This window comes from Pseudobutyrivibrio sp. MD2005, assembly GCF_000621865.1.
GTDB lineage: Bacteria > Bacillota > Clostridia > Lachnospirales > Lachnospiraceae > Pseudobutyrivibrio.
In genome coordinates, this window is sequence record NZ_JHXE01000008.1 from 167,377 (window position 1) to 191,001 (window position 23,625).

The window sequence follows — 23,625 nt, forward strand, 5'->3', positions numbered from 1 at the left end:
ATTGCAGCTCGCAGCTACAATAGTATGTAGTTTATATTATTTTCTATGACTTCTTGTGGGCTACTTAAGGAAACAGCCCACAAGAACCTATATATTAGACGATAGAGATTCCTTCTTAGCTGAAATGAGACGTATCTATATTTTTATATTTATAGAATCTCATGCCTACCCCTTTTGTTTTGTTTTCCTCCGGGGTCTTGTCCTCATCATTTTGGGCCGGATTCAATACATAGCTTTTTAGATTATCCTTAAGTAAGTCATGCTTTTTTAGATACTCTTCCACAGCCTTCTCTATATCTAGAGTGACAGCCTTTGCGATTTCTTCTTTGTATTCGCTTTGCTCTACCAGCTCAGTACTAAGCTGAACAATCTGGTGCTGCATAGTACTCATGTTATTTGCCATATTCTTCATAATCTGAATGGCATCCTCAGGATTTTCTTGAATAAATGTCCCCATAAGAGCTTCAGTTACACGAAGAAGCTTTGTCTTTGAATAGGTGATTATGGTATAGATAGCAGGCTTTCCTGTAAGAATACCAAATTCACCAAAGCAAGTGCCCGCGCCAAAAATACCAATCAGTACTTCACTGTCTGTGCCGTATCCTGTGTACATTTCCACATGGCCAGATACAATCTTGTACATATCAAAATTGATTTCACCTTCACGTAAAATCATTGTTCCTGCTGGTACATCATAGATCTTATTCCTATTTAAGATGCTTTTCTCGTCAAACAACTTGCTCATTTTTTCACCTACTTCCCGTGTACAGTTCTTTTACTGCGTCATACATTTCAGGATTTTCCTGCCAATAAGCATCTTTTATGTCTTCCCATTGTTCTGAAGATATTCCAAGGGAAGAGTTTTGAATCATGCCGCGCATTACTAATGGGGTTTCATGTGTTCCAAACATCCCATCAATAAAATTCATTCCCCTTTCATTGCGGCAATAGTAGTAAAGGCTTGAGTGCTCCTTGCCTGCAAGCAGCACTGCCTGATATGATTTTTTCATTAAGCCCACCAGATATATTTGTTTGTCGTCGTTTAATGTATCAAAGACTACTATGTCAATCCTGCCACTTGGCCTTGTGTGCACAAGAAGTGCCGCTAAAATCACTCCATCTTTTATCACTACGCTAGATAAATCCGGATCAAAATAATCTTTCACATACTCCGTGAGCATAGGGTCTACATACATATCTCTTTTGATATATTTTTGTTCCATTTCCTTCAAGAATATGGAAATGGATTTATTATCTACATCAGATAGAGATTTAACGCCTTTTATTTCAGAGTCCTTTGTAACATCAGCTAATAATACATGGTCCTTTAGTTTAGAGATTTCTATTTCAAAATCCAGGTCATAGGTATTCTTAAACTCAAAATGCCAATCTCCAAAAAAATTGCCTAAATCTTCGTAAGTACTTAGGGCAGGAATATCTACAGTGATTGTGGGAACCAAAGTATTTCCAAAGTCCCAGAACAAATCTGTAAGAAGCTCGCTAGCTACATCCTCATTTCTTCTGTTGGAATCTACATAGAGCCATTTGATATTGTAATTTTCCGGCTTTTTGTCTTCAAACTCTACCACATAGATTAGAACTCCATACCCATCAAACTTTCCATCTTCATCTCTACGTAGACAGCCAATACCTATGGTATCTTTCCTGATGCGTAAATCCTCTATTAAATCATCAGGTATTAAATGTTCAAATAGAGAAATATTTGAATCTGATATAGTAGTAATCATATTAGAATTCCCCTCTCACCTTTAGCATTTCGATATATAAGTCCTGATAGTCCTTCAGCAGCTTTAATCGTTCCATGCCCACTTGCCAAAATGGATTTACGTTTTGTATTAAAACATAAATATTGTCATAGAGAGCTAGAAATGTTTGCTCAAGCTCATCCGCTGGCACGGTCTTTACTGTTTCAATGTCCCAAGTCTGTATCTTTCTTGTTAGGGCATCAATATTTTTCATAACATGGTCTTCATAAAAAGCCAACACCTCTACACCAGAGTCCGCCATTTTCCCATAGTATTCCTTAAATTTTGGTGACTCTAATACAGTCTGTTTGATTGTTTTTAAATCAAACTCTCCTTCCGGTAATTCTATTGTTAATTCTTCATCAATAGTTTCATTTACTTTTTCCATTTTTTATCCCTTTTATAATCAATTTTCTTGCTTATCATCTTCTTCATAATCTTCTTCCGAAATATTAATTAAACTATTCATTTCTTCATCTGCACGCCTTGCAATTTCTTCCCAGTTCGTTCTACCATTTATACCATGACCTGTTTTAATCTGAGCCGTTCCACTTCTATCCAAACCTGGCCTCCAGCCAAACAGCTTAAAGAAAACAGATTGTTCTGGGTTTAACCTATAGCTAGTTGCTTCGTCAGAAACAATATATTTTATTTCTTGCTTCGTTTTTTTACTCTTATCTTTTTTTGTACCTGCATAACGAGCTTTCTGAGCCGCCATTTCATTGTGATATCTAGTCCAGGTAGAAGGCATATGCGGCGTAGGCAATAACATCATAGGTACTTTTTTATTACCTAAAACTCTACCACCACTTATAAAATCTATGGTATTCGCAGCTCCTACCACAATACCATTAAGAATCCAAAATGGAAGAAATGCTCCCATTGCTACTAAATTAAATGCATTTCTAAAAATACCGCCCCAAATGTGATCTCTTAAGACTCCTTTTGCAACCTGCCCTGCAGTTCGGTTAGAAAAAGTGTTGGTAAAAGGTTTTTTGATTGCCCTTCCCATGTCTTTAAATCCATCAGGTATTCTTTTAGTAAAAAAATTTTTAATACCGCGACCAATACTTTTAAAGCCTTTCTTTATGAAGTTCTCCTGTGGTTCTTCCTGATAATTGTAAGAATTACGCTTTGCCCTAACCTGTTCTCTAAGTGCCTTTACTTGATTTGTTCTAATCTTTGCTGACTTAGAAAAACATATTTTAAAGCGAAGATAACTGTTGCATTGATTTTCTAATACATTCAATCTATCAACCAGTACAGGGATTTGGGCCTCAGCAGCTGCTGGATCATCCTGTTCAAGTTTCTCTTTATAGGCATCCTCTTCTTCGAAAAACTCAGCCATAACACTTCTTATTTGAGCCATAGTATCGCCATCGTCATCTCTAGCAGCCGTATAGCTCTTATCAAATTTGATAGCATCCCTATATCGAGCTTCCGCAAGCTTTTTTTCAGCAGCTTTCTCCGCCTTAGTTTTAGGACGGTTCTTTTGTCGTACGATGAACATGTTGTCTTCATGGGCATTAACTTGATTAATAAATTCATTATCCAATATGTTGACTTGTTCCTGCTGATTTTGCTGAATGTTATCAATCTGATTAAACCCATTTAATTGAATTGAATCATTCAAATTATTAAGTTGATTATTATCTTTTTCTATAAGATTCTGTTCATCTAGTTTTTTATCAACATATACATCACTCATAGCTTGTCACCTCCTAGCTATTTATCAATAAATACTCTTCTCACCATACATAACATGCACGTCTGCCTTTGGAGTTGCTAATGAATGTATAAAAGACGTAACACTTGGATTGACTGAATAAAAGTCAATTTGTGCCTCCTCACCATACTGCTTCACTATCAAATCAATCCATTCTATCAACAATCCCATCGTCACACTTGGATTATCTGTAAAGGACACCAGTAGCATCACTGTAACAATTATTGTCTCTAAGGTTTCCGCTGAACATAAAATAGCCGCACTACATTCATCCCTAGGTAAAGCTACCATCGAAATATCTTCATCAATTCCCTTTCCAACTGACCCATATCCATTTGACTCAATTTTTTTCCGCAAGGCTTCCTTTTGATTCGTCTCAATCAATCCAATTTTTTGCACCGACGATGACGGCTTCTTATTATTTAGCATTTGTTGAATTGGTTTGTTTGAGAGAAGATCTGAAACGCCAACACTTTCAACATTATTTTTCTGGTGGGTATCAAATTTCCTGGCTTTGAAAAATGCATCAAGACCGTTCATATTATCTGTGTAGTAGCATTCCATCCTAAGTAGCTTGTAATGCTTTGCTAAAACATCTATTGAATTCATAAGCATTGTAGCAGCCTTTTTTCTTCGCATATCAGGCCTAGTGTAAATGGAGACAATTCGCCCCACTTTTCCTTTCACGTCAATGCTAAAGGCTGCCGCCGCCACTGGGCTTTCAGCATGAATCACACCTAAAAGAATCAGCACATCATCTGATTCCTCCCCATCGAGAAAAAGAAGTGGATCAAAATATGATTGATTTGTACTATTAATGCCAGTCAATTCCATGCTACAATCTCTCCTCTCCTTTTAATTCACCTCTAGTTTTTTTGATCCTCACTGGATTGCTGTTCCTCCTCAAGGATCTGGTTAATTTGATTGACCTGATCGTCCTCTTTTTTCTTTTGGGCGTCTTGGGCCTCTTTAGCCTTTTTTTCCAGCTCTTCCTGTTTTTTCTTTTTAGCTTTTTCTAAATTAGCTTTTACCTCATTGTTCAATTTTCTTTCAGCCTCTTGCTTTGCATCTTTAAGCGCATTTTCCATAGTATCACCAGGTTTATAATAACTAGTCTGCTGAGATCGCTTAAGAATTGAAAGGGCCTTATTAAATTGACTCAACTCATTGCTTTGTTTGTACACACCTAGTTGGTGCTCGTACTCATATCTGTCAAGAAGAAGCTCATATCCATCACCAGTAGGCATCTCATTTTTATGTTTTTGGTAATAGAATATGTCATCCCCTTCAAACACTTTAGTCAAATCTTCAGTATCCATAAGTGCATATAATATTGAGCTATGTGAGGAAATATAATTCTGAAACAACATATTATAGTCCATAGCAACATTAACGCGACTTTGCATCTCAATGAACTCTTCATCACTCAATATACCTAAATTATAAAGTGCGGTAGGAACAGTCTGTACTTCTCCCATAATCTGTACAAAATGGTTAATCTCTTCAAGATTCGAGGTAATATCTTCTATATTCTTAAACTCAAGTTTTGTCATGTCAAAGCCCATAATATAGTCAATTAGTTCCTTATTTGTTTCTTTCACCTCCTCTATTTTCTTTCTTCTTTCTTCTTCATTTTGTGGAAGTTTATCTAAATGACTTGCCTGCTCATAGTTTATTAGTTCTACAGCTCCGTTATATTTCTTAACCTTATCTTCTTCACTAAGATTGCCAAGTAGATAAAAAATGGAATTTGCTTGTCGTGACGGTGTTATCTCCTCCTTATGGTTCTCACAAAATTCGTGAACCTTTTTTTCATGCTCATTCTGAGAAGCTTGCATAATTGTAGGATCTAATGCTTTTGCAGTATTAAATCTTTTTTCGAAATTCTTCTCAATCTTATCAAGCATGCTAGCTGGTATTTTCCTGCCTCGATGTATTTCTCCATAATATTTCTGAATTGTTTGGCGTCGAAGATTTTTATCCTTTAATAATATCTCCCAATGTTTCGGGAACATCCTTTTTGCATACTCACGAGCTTTTTCGTTCTGGTGGGCTAACCCGGCGACAGTAGTATTTACGCTTGAAGCATGTCCATTTAGTGTTGAGGTCATCTTGCTACGAATGGCGTCAATATCGACTTCTTGCTCGTTTTTCTCAGAGCTTTTACGTTTAGCATTAATCTTTTCCCTCTCTTTAATAAGCATTGCTTCAGGATCATCGCCCCTATTAAAAGTGAGGCCAGATATTTCAGCTAATCTAAGATTATGTATCGAGTCATAATATTCGTATTCTCTTTTTATATTTTTTCTCTGTTCCTCAGATATATCCTCCCTACCCATAGCTCTTTGGGCATCTCTCGTCTTCCGGTCCACAAATTCATCATCTAAACTATCAACAGTCTCCTGTCCAAATATTGCATATTTTTCGCAAGACATTATTTTTAGCTTTTTCTCAGTTTTTGTCGCAGTACCCAAAATTACGTCGGTTCTGGCTTTAATTTCATCAAGGACTTCATCATCTACATGCGTCTTCAACTTGCCAAGGTTAATCATTTCACGATAACTACTCATCGTATTATCTGCCTCCATTGCAAGCCTACAGATCATCATACGTTCGGAAGCATTTTTCAAAAATTCATCACTGTTATTATATTTTAATTTCTTCAAATCAAAATCTAGTATGATTTTAAACATTTTCTCTATCTCTAGAGCTTTTTTCTCAGCCTGCTCTTCAGTAGCCTCTTTTGCTGAAACGGACAGATTAATCATACTGTCCACCATAGAGATCACACTTCCTCCGTTAAATGTATTTATTAAAATAGCTGCTGTATAATTCAGTCGCGCATTATCCGCAACATTTTTTCCTGCTATATCCGTTGCAATATCTTTAACCGAATCCTTCATTGTGGTTAAATAATTGTTAAAACTGTCATTAATCTTTTGAGCCTTTTTTACGCGATTAATTTTCTTTTTATAATTCTTTTTAGCGCTGCGACGGTCTTTCCAAGTCATTTTTTTACCATTATTTATAATGGTATGCTCTGCCTCTATCTGGTTCATAACCTCCTCAGGAATCTCTTGCTGTGGAATCTTTTTCTGTTCCAATCCAGCCTCTTTTTCAGCAGCAAGAATAGACTGCTCGGTAACCGCCTCATTGGCCTCTGATTCTAGGTGCGCATCTAGATTAGCGTAATTGAAAAAGAAATCCTGACTCTGCTGCATCTCTTCCCTACGCTTATTTATATGCTCTTCTCTTTTTTGCTCTAATGTTGTTTTTTTACTACCGAATAACCACCCCATAGTTTCTTCCCCTCCTAACTATCGCCTTGTGCCACCGGTAATATAATCCTTACCGAAAACCCTTTTCCCACGTCAGATATAACACTAATATTGCCGCCATGATCCTTTACTATCTGATATACAAAATACATTCCCATGCCATGTCCATTTTCCCCCTTATGAATAGCACTTCGGTATCCGCTTTCAAATACATGGTCAACCTCAGCTTCAGGCATTCCCTTTCCATCATCCTTATAAACTATCAGGATTGAGTCTTTGCCGGCTTCGCTTACCATAACATTTATGTTGCCGGTCCTTCCCATGTACTTAAGTGAGTTTTCAAAGAGATTGTAAAATAATCTTATAAACTGCCATCTGTCAGCCTGTATTATCACTTTCTCACTTTGACTAATCACATTTACTTTGATTCCACTTCTGTCAGTAAAATCTTTCATATACTGTGATACTTCCTTCACCACATCTAGAATGTCCACCACTTCGAATTTGTACTCAAGCAGCGATGAATCATTATCGATTACAAGCTTTAGGATATTGGAAAGATATTTAATATTGCCACAAATCTTAGTCACAACCTCTTTTTGTTTTTCATCATCCAGCTTTCCTTCCTCCAACAATTCTCCGTAACCTTGAATAATTGAAAGAGGCATTCTTACATTGTGGGAAAGCAAGCTTCGCATCCATTTTACGTCATCCATATCTTCTCCCTTTTTATCTGGTTATCCATCTACTTACATCCATACTGCCGAAATGTTAGTTTGGAACAAGTCCTCTATTATTATCAAAAGAATCAATATCTTGTTTTTTTATATTTACATATCTATTGATATATGAACTTGTATTGTAGTATGGGCCAAAAATCATTTCTGGTAAGCTAATCTTCCTATTTTGCTTACTGTTAATAAATGCATCCAAACCATATTTAACATTTTTTGTTTTTGATGAAATAGGCCCCTCAAATAGTATAGAATAATGCATTGCCCATTCCTTTGGTGTATATGGACGGACCAATGTGAATGGTGAATGAGTCTTTCCTTTTATAAATTTATTTATACCCTTTCCTATCAACCAAGGAACAAGCTGGATTGCAAATACCCCTGTATTAACAACATTTTGAACTGTGCCAAGTGTGTATGCAGCAACAGTTGGTGCTATTCCAGCCCATGAACCTTTTGATGAATATGACTTTAATTCTTCATTGGCTGCATCCCTTAATTTTGATATAGCACGTTTCCTTACTCTTCCTTTTCTTGAAAATTTAATTTTGCCAATGCCTATATAGCTATCACATGCCTCTACTAATCGCTTAAGATTAACTGCTGTATTATCAGCATCTGAATAATACTCTCTATTCATAATTGAATCAGCATCTGCTCCTGAAAATTCAACACTACCATACTCAGTGAGTTCCCCAGCAGCTCTATTACGGAGAGCTTCTTTTCTTGATTGGCCGGTAAATTTACTCTTTAAACGTTTATACAGGGAAGCCTGCTTTACATTAAGCTTTCCACTTCGATAATCAGCCAAAGCCGTCTTAACAGCAATCATATTATCTGAATCATCTACACAAACCTCGCCAAATAGAGCTTCATTGTTAAGAAGGTCAGCACCCTCCACTTGTTCTATTCTGTCAATCTCATTATCTATTTCCTTTTTGTCCATCCACTTCATGAATTCTTTTTCTTTCTTGGATATGGTGTAGGTTTTAGCTTCTCCTTTTTTCTTATCTTGATGCTTAGCTAATGATTCATATTTAACGTGACTTGTTTTTACTTTTGACTTAAAGAAATCTGATGAGTGTTTATATTCCTCCTGATATATAGGAACCTGCACGTTTAATCTGTTACGATGAAAATCTTTAAGCAATTTCCATTTTTCATCGTCCAAATCACTATCTTTATACTTGTCTTTTTCAATAATGTCTTGGATTGTTCTATAGTCTTTATCGCTAAGATTTAAATGGGCAGGCACTTCCTGCTGAAACATATTGCTAGTAAACATTTGCTTACTTGACGTTTGATTGCTTGACTTTTGCCTGGTATCCATTATTGGATTATCAAATACACTGTCTTGTGGCTCCTCTTGCTCTTCAAGATCGGTCTGGATAATGTTCTCATCTTTATAAAGATTCTTATTAAGATATATATCACTCATATTTCCTCTCCTAACTACTCCTGAAGGACAAGTTCCTGGAATAATCCATCTAACAACTCTCTATCGTCTGGTTCCAGATAATCTACATAATTGCCTTTTACAACCACTTCTTCTTTCAATAAATCATACATTTCTTCTGTAAACGCATCATTTCTAGTGTTGGTGTAATTTAATACTCGCGCTAAACCACGTTTGCTGAACAACTTATCTGTTAAGTTGGCTATTGTTTCATTACGCACCTCGTACTTTACAGGTATGCTATCAGTATATTTTCTGATTGCCTTATCAATTGCGTTCTTTGCCAACAATAAAAGGGCTGGTGAAATTGTATTATCTGTACACTGTCCAATTTCTAGTTCTATTTCTTGAGCTCCGTTCTTATGTACAAACAAAGCCGAAACATTATTTTTTTGTTTGATAACGCCCGACAACTCTGGGTCATAATATTCTCTTCCTACATGGTATTTATAATAATCGTTGCCATCGTCATTTTTTTCCTCCAGCTCTCCCATTATGTCTGTATATTCATCGTCACTTAGTTCAGACAATGGAGTAATTTTGGAGGTATCTACATTTATTAATTTTATGTATTCAGATTCTGCTATTTCCTTAAGGGTTACTGAAACTTTCGTACTATATGTTAAATCTGAGAAGAATCCCCAGCGCTGCATAAAATAATTGAACGCTTCAATATTTTCTGACATTGGGCTTATCTGGCAATTTACATAGTCTGCCTTTGCATTGTTTACCTCTGCAAAAAACATTGCCATCAACTCATCTCCAACACCTTTGTGCTCATATTTCTTGCGAACATTCAGCCATAATAGATCTGCACATATTTTTTCGATGCTGTCATCTAAGTATTCTTTAAATAGGATTACACCAGCTGGATGGGACTCACCATTTTCTCTTCGAATAGCTCCAAAAGCGAAATATTCCGGCAAGCCTACTTTGTCATGGAATTCTGCGGGGATTAATGGGCCAAAGGCATCTAAGTCATCCTTATCCAATAACAAAACATCCTTTAGCTCCATCTCATAATCCATAAAGTACTCTAGACGCTCGGCGCCCACTGCACTCATTGGATTAACAAGCTTTATAAAATAGTAAAGGGCAGCAAAAACTTCGTAATAGTAAGGTGTAAGCTCTTCAATGACTTTATAGTCATCTTTGTTTGCTATTCCATCCTCTAAAATTCTGTCTAAATCTACACCTCTTGCTTTTATTTCATCCTGTATTCTGTAAAGTGTGTCTTGGCTTTTCATTATCAAATCTCTGAGCCAATCATCATTTACAGCAGCCCCTACAGGATCGTCAATACTCAAATAAGATATAAATGCAGCCATTTCTTTACTGCTTCGCATCTTATCTATTTCTTGTTCAAGCTCTGCCCCTACATTTATAGAGTTCCCCATACTAATCCCCTTCTGCTAATTTTATTTTTTCTTTTCAGCAAAAGTATAATCACTGTTATACCCATTCTCATTTAAATAATCATAAAGCTTATTTATGTTTTCTTGATTAAATGCAATATCTTCACAGTACTCTTGATAGTCATCGATTCCAATTTTTTCTAAGCCTAAATTGGCCTCTATCATTTTCTGAATAAGCCTTGATTGGGCATTCTTCTCTAAGGCTTTCCTAAGGTGGAGTCTCTCAGCCGTTGGCTTGTTACTAATCTTTGACTCTGCTGGATAGCCTTTTATTCCCTTGTCATAATCATCTTTATAGGATTTATAACTTTGGAATTCCTTTTTTAAATATTTTGCCAATATTTCATTTAATTCATCTTTTTCGTCTTTGTCTAGCTCTTCTGGCTGATGCCATAGCATTCTAAACAGATTTGCCTTTCTCATGTTATCAGTGAACGCTTCCTGATTTAGGATTTTATATGCCTCCTTTACATTTCCTTGAGCGTCGTACTTGACTTGCTTTGGATCTATAACATTCTTTGCAAATATATGCTTTATTGCCATATATAGCTCTGGTCCAAGTCCTTCTTTTACCTCTTGTGGTAGCACATCATCTGCTTTCATATCTTCTGTTATAACTCTGGTTATCTTAATCATATCAGGGGTTACATTTTCTGCACCTTTCTCGTACAGCCCCTGTAGTAAATATGTTACCTCTGCAGATTGTTTTATGTTTTGGTATTCACATTCTAAATCTGGCATAAATGTGCCTTTGTATTTCTCATGCATATTAGCTTCTGATTTCAAGGCTACTATTCTCAATCTAACCAGTTCTAAGTATGTCTGCATATGCTTTGGAAGCTTTCCTTTTTCGTCTGTGTAGTCCTTCCTGATGGTCTCCGAAATTCTTGTTAATGCATCTATCCCTAGTTTAAATATTTCAGGAATAGAGTCCTTACCAAGTGGGATGTTATAATACAATTCATTCTCTATCATGAACATGTATGGTTCCCATTGTTTCAGAATGATTTTTGCCATCTTTCCGTTTACGGTTACATTTTCAATTACTTCCTGCGTTTTTCCCTCAAGCAATTTGTTTTCAACAATAAAGTCATACTGTTCTACCATTCTTTTTACAATGTAATAACTATTGAGTTGCGAAGTATCAATTCTTGGTGATAAGAAATCTTCTGTTTTTTGAGGCTTAAGACTATAAAAACTATTTATGTCACGCTTCACCAACAGATCTGGACATATCTCTTTGTTTTTCTTTAAGTTTTCCGAATAATTCTTTTGATCCTCCTCATTATATGAAGACTCCTTCCATTCTTTTATTTCTTCAGCCATAGTCTTTATATCAATTACTCTTACATTATGAGAGTATTCGTCCATCACATTGCTATAAGCAACATTTTGTCCATAAGCCCCTTTATAATGTGCCTCATAGAAATCTTTTCTAATTCTTAACTCTGTCAGATTTCTATCAATTTTTTCAGTTGCTATTGTGTCGTTAATCAAAAATGTTTCTTCAGCATTAAAGGTTCTGCTACCATCAACCATTGAGATAATGGTAAGCTCATATGCTCTGTATTGGTCTTCTCTTTGAGTAAACAAATTCTGTAATTTTGCCAGATTATATTCTGCTGCATTCTTACGTAAAGCAGTGTCTAAAGAATTATCATCCTCCATATTCATAATCTTTTCATATGCCAACATTTGTGTCTCTAATCCCTGTAGGATTTCAGCATATCTACTGGCTTTACCTGTTATTCGTCTTAAAAGTTCTTTGTTTGTATCATATACAACTGGATTGTTAGCTATCTTTTTTATTAAAGCGTCATGTCTCTTTTGCATCTTAGAGTCATAATTTTTTTCCAGCTCCACTTTGAAAGGCAACATGTCTTTATATACTCCAATAGCATCCGCCTGTTTCTCATTAAGTTTACTTACGGTGCTACTAACCAGGTCATTTCTAGCCTGTGCTCTCTCTGCTGCAGTCTTTTCTACATTATCTACAATGGTTGAAGTAGTCATTGTTTTCCAATCAATTTTTAATCCGTTCTGCTGTAAATGACTTGTTATGAAATCCTCTAATATTTTTCCCCTTTCAAAAATCATTTTCTGTATCACAGCTTCCTGGTGTGCATAATGATCCTCGTTTGCATCATAAATAGTTCTAAATGCTTTAAACTTACAAGCCGTTTCTACCAAGCTTGTTATATTTGCTGCAAGATATTCATCCGTAAACATATTTGCAGTCATTTCAAAATTGATAAGGTCCGTGCAAATCTTGTTTAAGAATATTTCCTTTTGATTTGGTCTATATAAATAATCAGCAATTATTTTACTGTTATTCTCCGTCTGTTTGCCCTTATCCTTTTTACTAACTTCAGATCTGTCTACAAAATACTTAAGGGCATCTACCTCTACAGTATTTTTAGTTGGTACATTCATGCTTTTGGTAAGGTTCAAATATTCTGTGTTAAATGTATCGTGGGTGTTTTTATATGCCTTTAATTTATCGCTTTCTCTTACGGTTACTGCAGTAGCATTTACATTTTTAAAACTACGCTTGAATACACGATATTTCTCTTTTACTTTGCCAAAGCCTAATTTTGATGCAGCTGCTCTCTGTTCAGGAGTACCTGTAACTTTTTGCTTTATTTTTTTAGGAATAGGCAAAACTTGAGCCTGAAGTTGTCTTTGAAACATTGCATTAAGCTCTGCATCATCCTTATGAGCTTCCAGATAATCCATTCTACGGCTATATCCATCTTTTATCTCCTGCTGAGCAAGTTTCTGAGACGCGTACTCATTATCATAAATAGATTTGTCATACCTGTTATCTTCTAGGTCTTGCACTATTTGTTGGCCTTCAAGCATTGCAGGATTATCTCTTGAAATCACTTTTGGAAGTTGGTAGAAATCGCCCATATGAGCACCTCCTATAATCAACCGTAATAACTATTGCTCACTTCTATTGCGTCGGGAATAAAATACTTTACTAAAGCCTCCACACCCTCGCTGACAGCATTTATGTGTAATATCTGGTTTTCATCACATTTCTCTTTTAATACATAACTAGCCTCATATAGCAGATAACTAATAATTGTATTTGATGCTCCCGTTGAATAGAGCGTACTTAGCTCTAGCACATCCCCATTCTCCATAAAGACTATGTATGCAATAGGCTTATCCTTTTTTACGACAACAAAGCTCAAATCTTTTCTTATCGCTGGATTTAAAAAACCGCCTTCCGGCATCATTCTTTCTTCATTTGCAGCTTCATCATTTTGCATACTCTCAAGGAAATCTTTTCCTAGTTCTTCAAAAGAAACTACTTTATCACTTTTTTTATTAGTTTTTTCTGCTGGTGCTATGCTTGATATTTTTACTGAATAGCTTTTTATCTCTTGATTTTTCTCTCGCAAAAAACCTTGAGCATTTAAAAAGCCACATAATTCTTCATTAACATCAGGCTCGCCTTCCCATGCGACATGTATTGAAATAGCCATGGTATCCAGTATTTCTTTCAATGTGCGAATAAGCTTTTTCGCTCCGCCTTTTCGTCTTGAAGCAGGTTCCACATATAGCCAGTAAACCCTGTAAACTCCACCAATTATTTCCCCTATAAGACAACCAACTATTTCATCACCATCGATCAGAGCTAATGCACTTATATTCTCATCTCTATAAAATGCATTAAGCTCCTCTTCAGGAGCTAATCCATGCAATAATTCAGTTTCTTCTTTTTCGACCCTACATACAATCATATGGCCTCCCGATATAAATTTCTGGATGATATCATTTTACCATGTTTTGTGTAACTATTTTTAAAGATTACATAAAGATTTCTGACATATAAGATTAAAACAGTGAAGTTTCTGGAACTTCACTGTTTTATATCATTTAAAGTCCAACTAAATCAGCATACGGTTCAAAGTCAGCCTTGGTAAATACCTTGCCGACCTTAACAAACTCGTATTTAACAGCATTTAAATAATGCTGCATATGTACTTCGCCTCCTGCATTTGGATCTGCCGCTGCAAGGAAGGCCGCATTTAAAATGCAGTTTTTGATATTACCACCAACAAGCTCATATTTCTCGGCCAGGAATCTGATATCAACATCCTTGGCAAGTGGTGTTGTTTTTGGAATTGTTGTTCTCCAAAGCATTTCTCTTGTATCTACATCAGGGAACTGGAACTCAACAATATATTTCATACGTCTAAAGAAAGCTGGGTCAATGTTGTGCTTGTAGTTTGTGGCTAGCACAGATACACCATCGTATGCTTCAACCTCCTGCAACAGCAACGCTGTCTTATTGTTGTTTGAAGACTGATTGGAGCCACCGTCATCGCTTCGTTTTGCAAACAAGGTATCGCACTCATCGAAGAACAAAACTACGTTACACTTCTTGGCCTCTCTAAAAATCATTGAGATAGACTTTTCAGTTTCACCTACGTATTTATCAATTACCTTGGACAAATCTACTCGATATAGTTCCAGATTCAATTCATGAGCAATAACCTGAGCACACATTGATTTACCAGTACCAGGAGCACCAAATAATAGAACCGAAAGACCACGACCATATGGATACTTCTTGGTATAGTTCCAATCATCATAAATCTGCTTTCTAAAATTCATTTGGTCGATGGCATGCTGCAATGTTTCTCTCTGGGTTGGATTCATAACGATATCCTCAAATCCAAAGTTTGCCTTAACCTTGGTAGCCTTTTGCGTAAGCTCAGAGCTCATCTGATTGTAGCAGCCTCTAAATAATGTATCTCTTGGGATATCAATATTTTTATCCATAGTAGCAAGGGCTCTTGCGTTTTTAAGAGCATCTTTTATCTTGCCGGCTGTAAACAAAAACTTTATTGCCATTTCTGGAAGTTCCACATCCTTACCTAAGGTGTAATCCTTTGCAAAGAATTTCCAGCATTCCTCACGCTCGCCAGTAGTTGGTGTTGGAAGCTCCAGCTCTGTGAATTCTTCCTTTGTGATTTCCTTCATTGGAAGCTTTTCCTTGCTCATAGCAAAGCACAGGATATCCTTTTCAATAAGCTTTCCTAATGCCAAATCCATATATCCAAAGAATTTTTCTTTTTCCTCTTCTCTAAAGGTAAGCTCTGTAAGGCAACAGCAAGAGCCTGTTAAGATGCATTCTCTTGTTACTGCCCAAAGAGCATGCTCAACATATCTAAAGTCATAACTAAAGAGCTTTTTACAATTGATGGTTATGGCTTTTAACCCATTCTTTTCGCAGAATTTCTTAACAAAGAAGCGTCGTCCGCTGCCCTCATCACCATAATAATGAAAGACTCTAACACCTTCGCTATATGAAATTTCCATAGCATCAAGCACACCTTCATTTGCCATTATTGGGTCAAGCACCTCACCCTTTTTGGTTAGCAATTTGAAGAATCTACTATAATCAGCATCAAGCTTGTCGTCTTCGCTTCCAAACAAAAAATCAATTAATCTTTTATCTGGGCTGACAGCTGTAGAAAAAGGCATGGCCGGATTAACACTCAAAGACATTATTGGCTGTAGCTGCTCTAAGCAATGACTCATGTCATCATAAAACTTCGCAACCTGGTAATCGCTACCGTAATATATTTTTGCTGCCGATTCTATTGTTGGAACTGGCAATCCACTATTTTGATTAATAACTTGGAAAATCGTAGCATACTCTGTCTGAAGAGATGACAGAATGCCTGCTGTAAAACAGAACACAGCGAAATTAGTGTAGTTTAACTTTTCAGTAATATTTAAAAATGGCAGAATAATTCCTTGTTCTCTGGTCAGTTTACCTCTGTCCATGACATAAGAAATCATTTCCGCTATACCCATGTCGATTGTTTCATAGGTCGGCTCATCATTAGTTTCTTCTTCATCTGAGGTATTGAACGAGCTAAGTATATCCAGCAAATCTGTTGGAATATCCTCGTCAAATTCATTATCTTCCTCATCTTCAAAATTATCTAATCCATATTTATCATCTTCTTTTTGACTCTCTGTTTCTGAATTAGATTTGAAAAACTCATCGAAGCGCTTTTTGTTTTTGATTTCAGCAGTCTCCAAGTCCGGGTACATAACATTTCTATATCCACCCCTGTCTGAAGCATAATCCTTCTGCATCACTTTTATCTGTTCCTTTATTCTCACATCAACGCAAGAAAAAAGGTAACGCATAAATTCATCGTAACTTTCAAAAGGCTTCTCTCTATCATCTAAGTTGAATTTTTGTACCATAACCCCACCATTATTGTTTTAAGAATTAAAACCACTTAACGTTTTTGGCATTTGCCTCTTCTACTTCCCCGATCTTACCTTCTAACGGCTTCGTGCCTGCATCATTTTCATCAAAGGCCTTTAGCTCCTCTGGAAATGCGCTCACATCAATTTCTACTAAATCCAGATATGAATCGCTGCAATAGCCAATATAGCCATCAGCACAAACCAGTGTCCAGTGTCCTGTCATTTTTACCACATAGCCTGTGTATCCCCTTGGAAGCTTGCCTACTGGGTCATTGTCCATTCCTTCTTCAGCTCGTATGTGAAGCCATCTTGCATCCCTTACGGTATAGGTGTAGCATTTCACTTCTTCAGGCTCTGGCTCTGGCTCTTCAACTTGCTCCTCTACCTCTGGTTCCTGAGCTGGTTCCTCTACTACTGCAGGTTCTTCAACGCTTGCTTCCTGCACTGTTTCAACAGCCGGTGTCTTTTGTATTCCATTTTTATCAATCACCATATATGCAGTAACGCCAGCAATAATTACAAATATGATTGTTGTTAACGTATATACGAATCTATTCATTGTTTTCTCTCCCCCAGTTACTCTGCCTGTAAATGAATAAATATTCCCATTCCCTCTTCTATCGTGCTTCTTGCGTAAATTCTTCCACCAAAGAACTCTACAATAGCTTTAGCTTGGGCAAGTCCCAGTCCTGCTCCACCTTTGTTGTTCTCGCCTTGGTAGTTCATATCAAAAATCAAATCAAGGTCACTCTCTGGAACACCTTCGCCAGTATCTCTAATGACAATTATTACCTCTTCTAGCGCCTTAGAAATAGTTATTACAATCTTGCCATTTTCCCCAGTAAACTTAACAGCATTATCAATTATGTTCTTAAATAAAATTCGCAGGCACTTTTCCTCGGCTCTTGCGTATACCTCGTCATTCGGCTCTGAAATCTGAATCAGGATGTTGGCTTCCTTCATTCTTTCATGATATTCCCTGAGTACCTGTCTAAGTGGTGTTGCAACAGATATCAAATCCAACTCATCTGCAAAGATAGCGGATTCCGGCAAGATTCCCTTGATTTCGTCAAATTTCAAGGCAGCTTCAAGCCTGTTATTAAGTCCATCAATCTCATTGTTGGCCGACTCAATTGTCCTCTCCTTCAGCTCAACCTGATTTTCGAACTCCTTCTTCATCCTATCATTTCGTTCTTTTATATCGTCGTAGCGATCTGTTATGTACTGAAGCCGCTCCTTTTTTTCATCTAATTCTTCTTCAGACTCTTCCTTACAAGCCTTTGCGTACTGAACTGAAGATACAGCAAACCCCACAAAGCTTATAAACATTATCCATAATTGTTCCTGATAAAAACTAATCATTCCCACTATGAACATTGTGTACATTATCGCCAGTAATAGTCTTTGTAAATTTGTTTTCATAGTTTTCCCCACCAATAACAAGCCATTTACTTATCCGAAAAAATATAACCTGCACTTCTAACCGTATGAATGCAATCCCTTTTTTCTAAATCGATTTTCTTTCGGAGATTGGATATGTGCACCATAACAGTTCTAACATCTCCTTCATCGGAGCAACCCCATATTTCTCGATACATCCTGTCGTACATAATAAGCTCGTCAGGATGATTCACGAACAATACCAACAAATTGTACTCCGTTGGTGACAAATCAACCTTCTTTCGTTCTCCATTTTGTCTGCCGTAAACCGTGTGTGTTTTTTCATCGATATCGAACTGTTGAAAATGTCTTATATTGTCATAGTTTCTTGGCGTATCACTTGATTGAGCTCGCCTTATATTTGCCGCCATTCTTGAAATAAGTTCCTGATAATCAATCGGCTTGACCATGTAATCATCTGCGCCTGCATCGAAAGCGTCTATCTTAGTTACGTTATCCCCCACGCAACTAATAAAGATTATCGGCGCATTTGTATGCTCTCTAATAAATGGACATAGTTCCAACCCGGTAGTTCCTATAAGCATCATGTCCATTAAAATTATGTCGTACTCTTGGTGTAAGATTTTTTCCTCAGTGGTTAGACGATCCACTGCAGTATCCACTTCATAGCCTGCATCGTTCAGGCGAACTGTGTAGATAAAGCATAAATCCTCGTCATCTTCCACAACTAATACTCGTTTTTTCATACTCCCATACCTTTTTATTCAATCTCCAGTATCTTGATAAAGCCTGTCATCTCTAAGATACTTAATACTGTGGGCGACACATTGCGTAGCACCATATTTCCCTGCTTTGATTGAGCTGTTTTCTGTCCCATTAACAATGCTCGCAATCCTGCACTGGAAATGTAATTCAGTCCTTCGCAATCCAAGACAAGATGGCTCATCTTTTGCAAAGATAATAGTATTGCATCCTGGAGCTGTGGCGTTGTCAGACTGTCTACCTTGCCTTCAATTTCAAGTATTATTTTGTCCTCTTCAATTTTCTCATTAATAGTCATATATCTCCTTCTTTCCGCCAATTTGACTTAATTACTAGGACCATTGTATTGCACGCATAGCTGTGTAATATCATCAAACTGTGTTGCATCACCAACAAACTTTTCTATTTCTTCGGTAACTGCTTCTAGTGTGTCTTTTGGATTATTATATTCTTCTTTATTTAATACCTCTAAAAGATTATCCATTCCAAAGAATACTTCTTCCTCGTTTGCAGCCTCGGTAACACCATCTGTGTACTGATAAATGAAATCTCCTGGCTCCAATTTGAATGTGTAATCTTCGTATGTACTCTCCTCCATAATTCCCAGAGGCAAGTTGTGCTTATCCTTATAATACTCGTATTTACCGTTCTTTCTTTTGATTACAGGATACTCGTGCCCTGCATTTGTTGCAATTACATCACCTGTATTTAAATCAAGAATTGCAAGCCAAACAGTAACAAACATGTCTGCGTCATTTTTTATGCACAACTGCTGATTAACAAATGAAAGTATTTTTGCAGGGCTTTGACTACCACTTAGCATGGATCTATTCTTAATCAATATTTTGGAAACCATCATAAACATGGCCCCTGGAATGCTCTTTCCTGACACATCTGCCGTAACAAGGGCTAGATGATTTTCATCTATTAAGAAGAAATCGTAAAAATCTCCACCTACTTCCTTTGCCGGGTGCATGGATGCGTATATATCAAAATCGGTTCTATCTGGAAATGCTGGGAAATTATTTGGCAGCGCTGATTCCTGAATTCTTGTGGCTATTCCAAGCTCTGTTCCAAGTCTCTCTTTATCAGCGGTAACTTCCTTTACCTCTTCGATGTAGCCTTCCATCCTGCTGATCAGTGCCTGGAAGCTCTCTGCCAGCTTTCTAGTCTCATCTCCTACTGTTTCATTCCATTCGAAGGTAAGGTTGTCCCCCTCTATTGCTGAAACCTTTTCTGAAAGCAGTATAATTGGACCAACTATTTCATCTGCCATAAATACTGCTATAAATATTGACACTATAATCAGCAATCCGCCGATTATTCCAAGCATCAAAATCAGCTTTTTGAAAATCTTATCAATATTCTGTTCTGTAGCAAGTGATTCCTCAGACATTTTTTCTAGCAAGCTATTTGTAGATGCAAAAACTTCTTCCTTAGGAAGCATTACTACAAGTGCCCACTGTACAGCATCTATAGGTGCATAGGCTCCGCAGTATTCCATACCATCTAATGTGAAATAACCTACTCCATTTGCCCCACCCATACCGTCGCGAACAATCTGGTTTAGTTCTTTATTGTTAGTTTCTCTCCAATCAGTGTTTGCGTTTTCTTCAGACACTTCAAATGAACCTGATTCAACTGATGAGTAAACAAGCTGACCTTCGCTATTAACAATTATTACAATGCCGCCTTCTCCAACATCCGTTGTTTCAACAAGCTGGCTTAACTCGTCTAAGTATATTCCAGCGCAGGCAACACCTTTCAATTCATCACCCTTGTAAACCGGTGTTCCACACATAACAGCGATTCTATCGCCATTTGCCTCTCGTACAATGTTTGTAAAATGTGTTTTTCCAGCTGCTACCGCCTCCTGATACCAAGGTCGGGACTTTGCGTCATAGTTTATAGGATTGCCATTTTCATCACATTTTGCCGCAGCGTCATAATCTGCTTCAATAAAAAATCCTGTTTCTGAACCGTAATAACATTTTGAAATGTACGAATTAGATTCATTTGCATTTAATAGTGTTCCTTTTAGATTTCCTAAAAGTCCCACTTCATCTACTATGCTTGGATTGTCCGGATTAGTCGCCTCACTGTAAGTAACATGTACTGATATTTTGCCATCGTTTGCAGGATCTGGTGGTGCAACTGACACTCTGCCATAGTCATTTGGATTATTGTAAAGATGCTGTGCATCTGCACCTATCAATTCGACTGTTCTTTTAAAATGTTCAAAGTCTGAGTTGACGGATTCTGCATTAAGCATGGCTGTTTTCAGCAACCTGTCTGTCACTTCCTGCTCCATAGAAGCAGACGAGTTTTCCTTAACTGTTTCTGCTAAGTGCTTATCACTCTCTACAAGCACCTTCTCAGCATGATACATTCTAATTCCAACTATAATTCCAGTAACCAAAGTGTTGCCTAAAATCAGGATCAGCATACCTATTAAGATTTGTGTTTTAAGACTCTGTTCCCGTAATTTACTCATATACTTCCCTTTAGACTTAGTATTTCATCCATCAGGTATCTAAAGTCATCCGTAAAAACAAATTCTTCTGGATAAAACTTAACGTTCCCGATATATTGCATAAAAATCTGTTCTTTTTCATTACAAAGGGGCTTTAGCCCTGTGAAATAGAATCCCAGTTCTTTCAGCTTAGCCTGAGCCCAAATGCTTTCTCTATCGCTTGTAGGCAATATCAATTGCATGGTCCAAAGCTCACCTGCATATTTTTTCTGCAATTCTTCAATGACAGATTTTAAATCTAAGCCGATCTTATTAACTCTAATACATAGAGACTGTTCTCTTTCAGTTACCTTTACTGAAATCTCGCTAGCCACTTCTGTCGGTTCATTTATCGTTGTATCAATTTCAAAATCTACATTCAGCTTTTTATATAAGTATGTAACTAAATCTTTTTCATGCTCTGAAATATATATCTTGCCTGCATTTTTCTTTTTAAGTGGCAAAACCAGAATTGCCTGAGCATATTTTTCACTATTTCCCAGTGCATAGCTGTTATTCATCTTTGCTGTAATATAACTTCCAAAATTTACAGCCACAGGCACCATTCCGATTTTTTCAAACATGCTTTGTGTAACATTATGAAATGTGACCGTGGTCGTATAAACACAGCTTGCACCTTCCTGCTTCGCTTTTTCACAGGTATAAATAATAAGCTCTTTTGGTAATCCCTTGCCTCTATATTTCTTTCTAAATATCTGTGATGCCGCTTCCATGTTAGTATCCAACGGTCGTCGATCTATCATCGACTGCATTCCGCAAAGCTCATCACCATGACATACCAGAAATATGTTGTAGCTATCCAGACTATTCCTAAGCATATCTTCATCATAAAACTCTCGTCGATAATAGCTGTCGCCATATTCTTCTTTGACACAATTAATTATGCTTGGAACATCGGATTGTTCTGCTAATCGAATAATGTATTCTCCGTTTACCAGCTTTGGCTTAATATTCATCACTCAGTCATCATTCCTTATCAGCATCATCGTTATTAGTTTTGGATTTCTCTTTCTTCTTACTCTAGATACAATCCAAATAATCAAGAAATCTGTCAGTTCAACTAAGGTGAACGCGACCGCATAATATGTACCGTGAAATACTCTTATACATAAAGATGTAAAGCATGCTATCAATACAAATGTATGCAGCACTGTGTAGCTTACAGATAATACTGTCTCCCCTATTGCCATATAAAAATAAATAAAAATGTTTACAATGGTTGCTGGCAAAAGACTAATAGCAACCAGACGTACCATTATCACTGCATCCCCAACAAGCTGAGGATCTTTTAATCCAAATGAACGTGATATTTGCAGGGCACCAATAATAATAATTGATGCTGTAGCAAGCAAGGTTATGGTCCCGTGTCGCACTGATTCATTGATTAATCTCATCTGTCCCTTTATATCTTTCTTTCCATAGGCCTGTGCAACTATTGGGTATAAAGACATGCCAAAACCTGTAACCATAGCTGATGCAAAATTAATAATAGAATTGCCTATGGTAAGTACACTTACGCCATCAGCTCCATAGAATTTCAGCACTATGTCATTCAGCCATAATGTTCTTAGGACTTTGCTTAGGTTATTAATTCCTGGGGATGCACCAACATATAAAGAACCACCCGCAAGTTTTATAAATTCTTTAAAAGACACACTTGTTAGATTAAAGGCTTGTTTATTCGTAATTAAAACGAATATCCCCATGGCATTTGCTACAATTACCGAAATGGTACTTCCCCATGCCACTCCAATAATTCCCATGCCCAGTTTTAAAAATGCAAATACCAGAATTATATCCAGCACTCCCATTAATCCAAAGGTTAATGTTGCCGTTTTGATTTTTCCTTTTATTCGAAGGAAATTGAAGGAAAAATACACAAGTGTCGTAAATATTCCCCCAAGCAACATAACGCTTCCATAGGCCATGCTCATAGCATACATTTGCCCTTCCATCTTCCAAATATGGGTCAGCAATTTTAGGTTTAACCCTAGGATTATGCTAAATCCAACGGATAACACTATTGATAAGATAAGCGCAGTGGTTTCGTATTTTCCTGCCTCCCTGCGGTTTTCTTTTCCTAGAGCTACAGATGCTCTTGTGGCAGCGCCTATATTAATCCAGCTACCAAACATTGCATAGGCAAAAGTAAATGAAGACAATAATCCCATTACAGTCAGCGCTGATTTGCCCAGAAACCATCCTGCCAGCAAAGTGTTACCAAAGGTTGATAATGTTACACCGCCTATTGAAATTATGGTAGATACTTCATGTTTAATAAGCGTGTTATCATCCTTACTCATGGTCG

19 protein-coding genes are annotated in these 23,625 nt (G+C 37.0%); all 19 read right to left on the minus strand.

Annotated features, from left to right (window positions below; genetic code table 11):
- Window positions 1-115: 115 nt before the first annotated feature.
- Window positions 116-745 (minus strand): Crp/Fnr family transcriptional regulator, encoded by a 630-nt coding sequence (locus T498_RS0102320; protein WP_028234537.1) that lies wholly within the window; start codon window positions 743-745, stop codon window positions 116-118.
- Between the two features lie 4 nt (window positions 746-749).
- Window positions 750-1,748: a hypothetical protein gene (locus T498_RS0102325; protein WP_028234538.1), complete on the minus strand. Its 999-nt coding sequence runs from the start codon at window positions 1,746-1,748 to the stop codon at window positions 750-752.
- 1 nt (window position 1,749) lies between these two features.
- The gene (locus tag T498_RS0102330) at window positions 1,750-2,154 is read right to left on the minus strand and encodes a hypothetical protein (RefSeq protein WP_028234539.1); all 405 of its coding nucleotides are present in this window, start codon (window positions 2,152-2,154) and stop codon (window positions 1,750-1,752) included.
- A gap of 18 nt (window positions 2,155-2,172) precedes the next feature.
- Window positions 2,173-3,474 carry a hypothetical protein gene (locus T498_RS0102335; RefSeq protein WP_028234540.1) on the minus strand — a complete coding sequence of 434 codons (1,302 nt, stop codon included), beginning with the start codon at window positions 3,472-3,474 and terminating at the stop codon, window positions 2,173-2,175.
- A gap of 24 nt (window positions 3,475-3,498) precedes the next feature.
- Window positions 3,499-4,326, minus strand: a complete 828-nt coding sequence (locus T498_RS0102340) for a GNAT family N-acetyltransferase (RefSeq protein ID WP_028234541.1) — start codon at window positions 4,324-4,326, stop codon at window positions 3,499-3,501.
- A 32-nt stretch (window positions 4,327-4,358) separates the two neighbouring features.
- A complete protein-coding gene (locus tag T498_RS0102345; RefSeq protein WP_028234542.1) occupies window positions 4,359-6,791 on the minus strand; it encodes a hypothetical protein in 2,433 nt (810 codons plus the stop codon).
- 14 nt (window positions 6,792-6,805) lie between these two features.
- Window positions 6,806-7,486 (minus strand): sensor histidine kinase, encoded by a 681-nt coding sequence (locus T498_RS0102350; protein ID WP_028234543.1) that lies wholly within the window; start codon window positions 7,484-7,486, stop codon window positions 6,806-6,808.
- A gap of 55 nt (window positions 7,487-7,541) precedes the next feature.
- Window positions 7,542-8,942 (minus strand): hypothetical protein, encoded by a 1,401-nt coding sequence (locus T498_RS0102355; protein ID WP_028234544.1) that lies wholly within the window; start codon window positions 8,940-8,942, stop codon window positions 7,542-7,544.
- Between the two features lie 14 nt (window positions 8,943-8,956).
- A complete protein-coding gene (locus tag T498_RS0102360; RefSeq protein ID WP_028234545.1) occupies window positions 8,957-10,357 on the minus strand; it encodes a hypothetical protein in 1,401 nt (466 codons plus the stop codon).
- Between the two features lie 21 nt (window positions 10,358-10,378).
- Entirely contained in the window at window positions 10,379-13,288 is a 2,910-nt protein-coding gene (locus tag T498_RS0102365) for a hypothetical protein (RefSeq protein WP_028234546.1), read from the minus strand.
- Between the two features lie 17 nt (window positions 13,289-13,305).
- Window positions 13,306-14,127, minus strand: a complete 822-nt coding sequence (locus tag T498_RS0102370; protein WP_028234547.1) for a GNAT family N-acetyltransferase — start codon at window positions 14,125-14,127, stop codon at window positions 13,306-13,308.
- A gap of 136 nt (window positions 14,128-14,263) precedes the next feature.
- The gene (locus T498_RS16055) at window positions 14,264-16,615 is read right to left on the minus strand and encodes an ATP-binding protein (RefSeq protein WP_051524541.1); all 2,352 of its coding nucleotides are present in this window, start codon (window positions 16,613-16,615) and stop codon (window positions 14,264-14,266) included.
- A 25-nt stretch (window positions 16,616-16,640) separates the two neighbouring features.
- Window positions 16,641-17,180, minus strand: coding sequence for a hypothetical protein (locus tag T498_RS0102380; protein WP_028234548.1), 540 nt, complete (start codon window positions 17,178-17,180; stop codon window positions 16,641-16,643).
- 17 nt (window positions 17,181-17,197) lie between these two features.
- The gene (locus T498_RS0102385) at window positions 17,198-18,043 is read right to left on the minus strand and encodes a sensor histidine kinase (protein WP_028234549.1); all 846 of its coding nucleotides are present in this window, start codon (window positions 18,041-18,043) and stop codon (window positions 17,198-17,200) included.
- A gap of 26 nt (window positions 18,044-18,069) precedes the next feature.
- Complete coding sequence (locus T498_RS0102390; RefSeq protein ID WP_028234550.1) at window positions 18,070-18,768, minus strand: response regulator transcription factor; 699 nt, start codon at window positions 18,766-18,768, stop codon at window positions 18,070-18,072.
- A gap of 14 nt (window positions 18,769-18,782) precedes the next feature.
- Entirely contained in the window at window positions 18,783-19,082 is a 300-nt protein-coding gene (locus tag T498_RS0102395; protein WP_028234551.1) for an STAS domain-containing protein, read from the minus strand.
- Window positions 19,083-19,109: 27 nt separating this feature from the next.
- Window positions 19,110-21,278, minus strand: a complete 2,169-nt coding sequence (locus tag T498_RS16060) for a SpoIIE family protein phosphatase (protein ID WP_051524542.1) — start codon at window positions 21,276-21,278, stop codon at window positions 19,110-19,112.
- Window positions 21,275-22,273 carry a GNAT family N-acetyltransferase gene (locus tag T498_RS0102405; RefSeq protein WP_155951002.1) on the minus strand — a complete coding sequence of 333 codons (999 nt, stop codon included), beginning with the start codon at window positions 22,271-22,273 and terminating at the stop codon, window positions 21,275-21,277. Before T498_RS0102405 ends, T498_RS16060 begins: the two co-directional genes overlap by 4 nt.
- Window positions 22,274-22,276: 3 nt before the next feature.
- A complete protein-coding gene (locus T498_RS0102410) occupies window positions 22,277-23,620 on the minus strand; it encodes an MATE family efflux transporter (protein WP_028234553.1) in 1,344 nt (447 codons plus the stop codon).
- Window positions 23,621-23,625 lie beyond the last annotated feature (5 nt).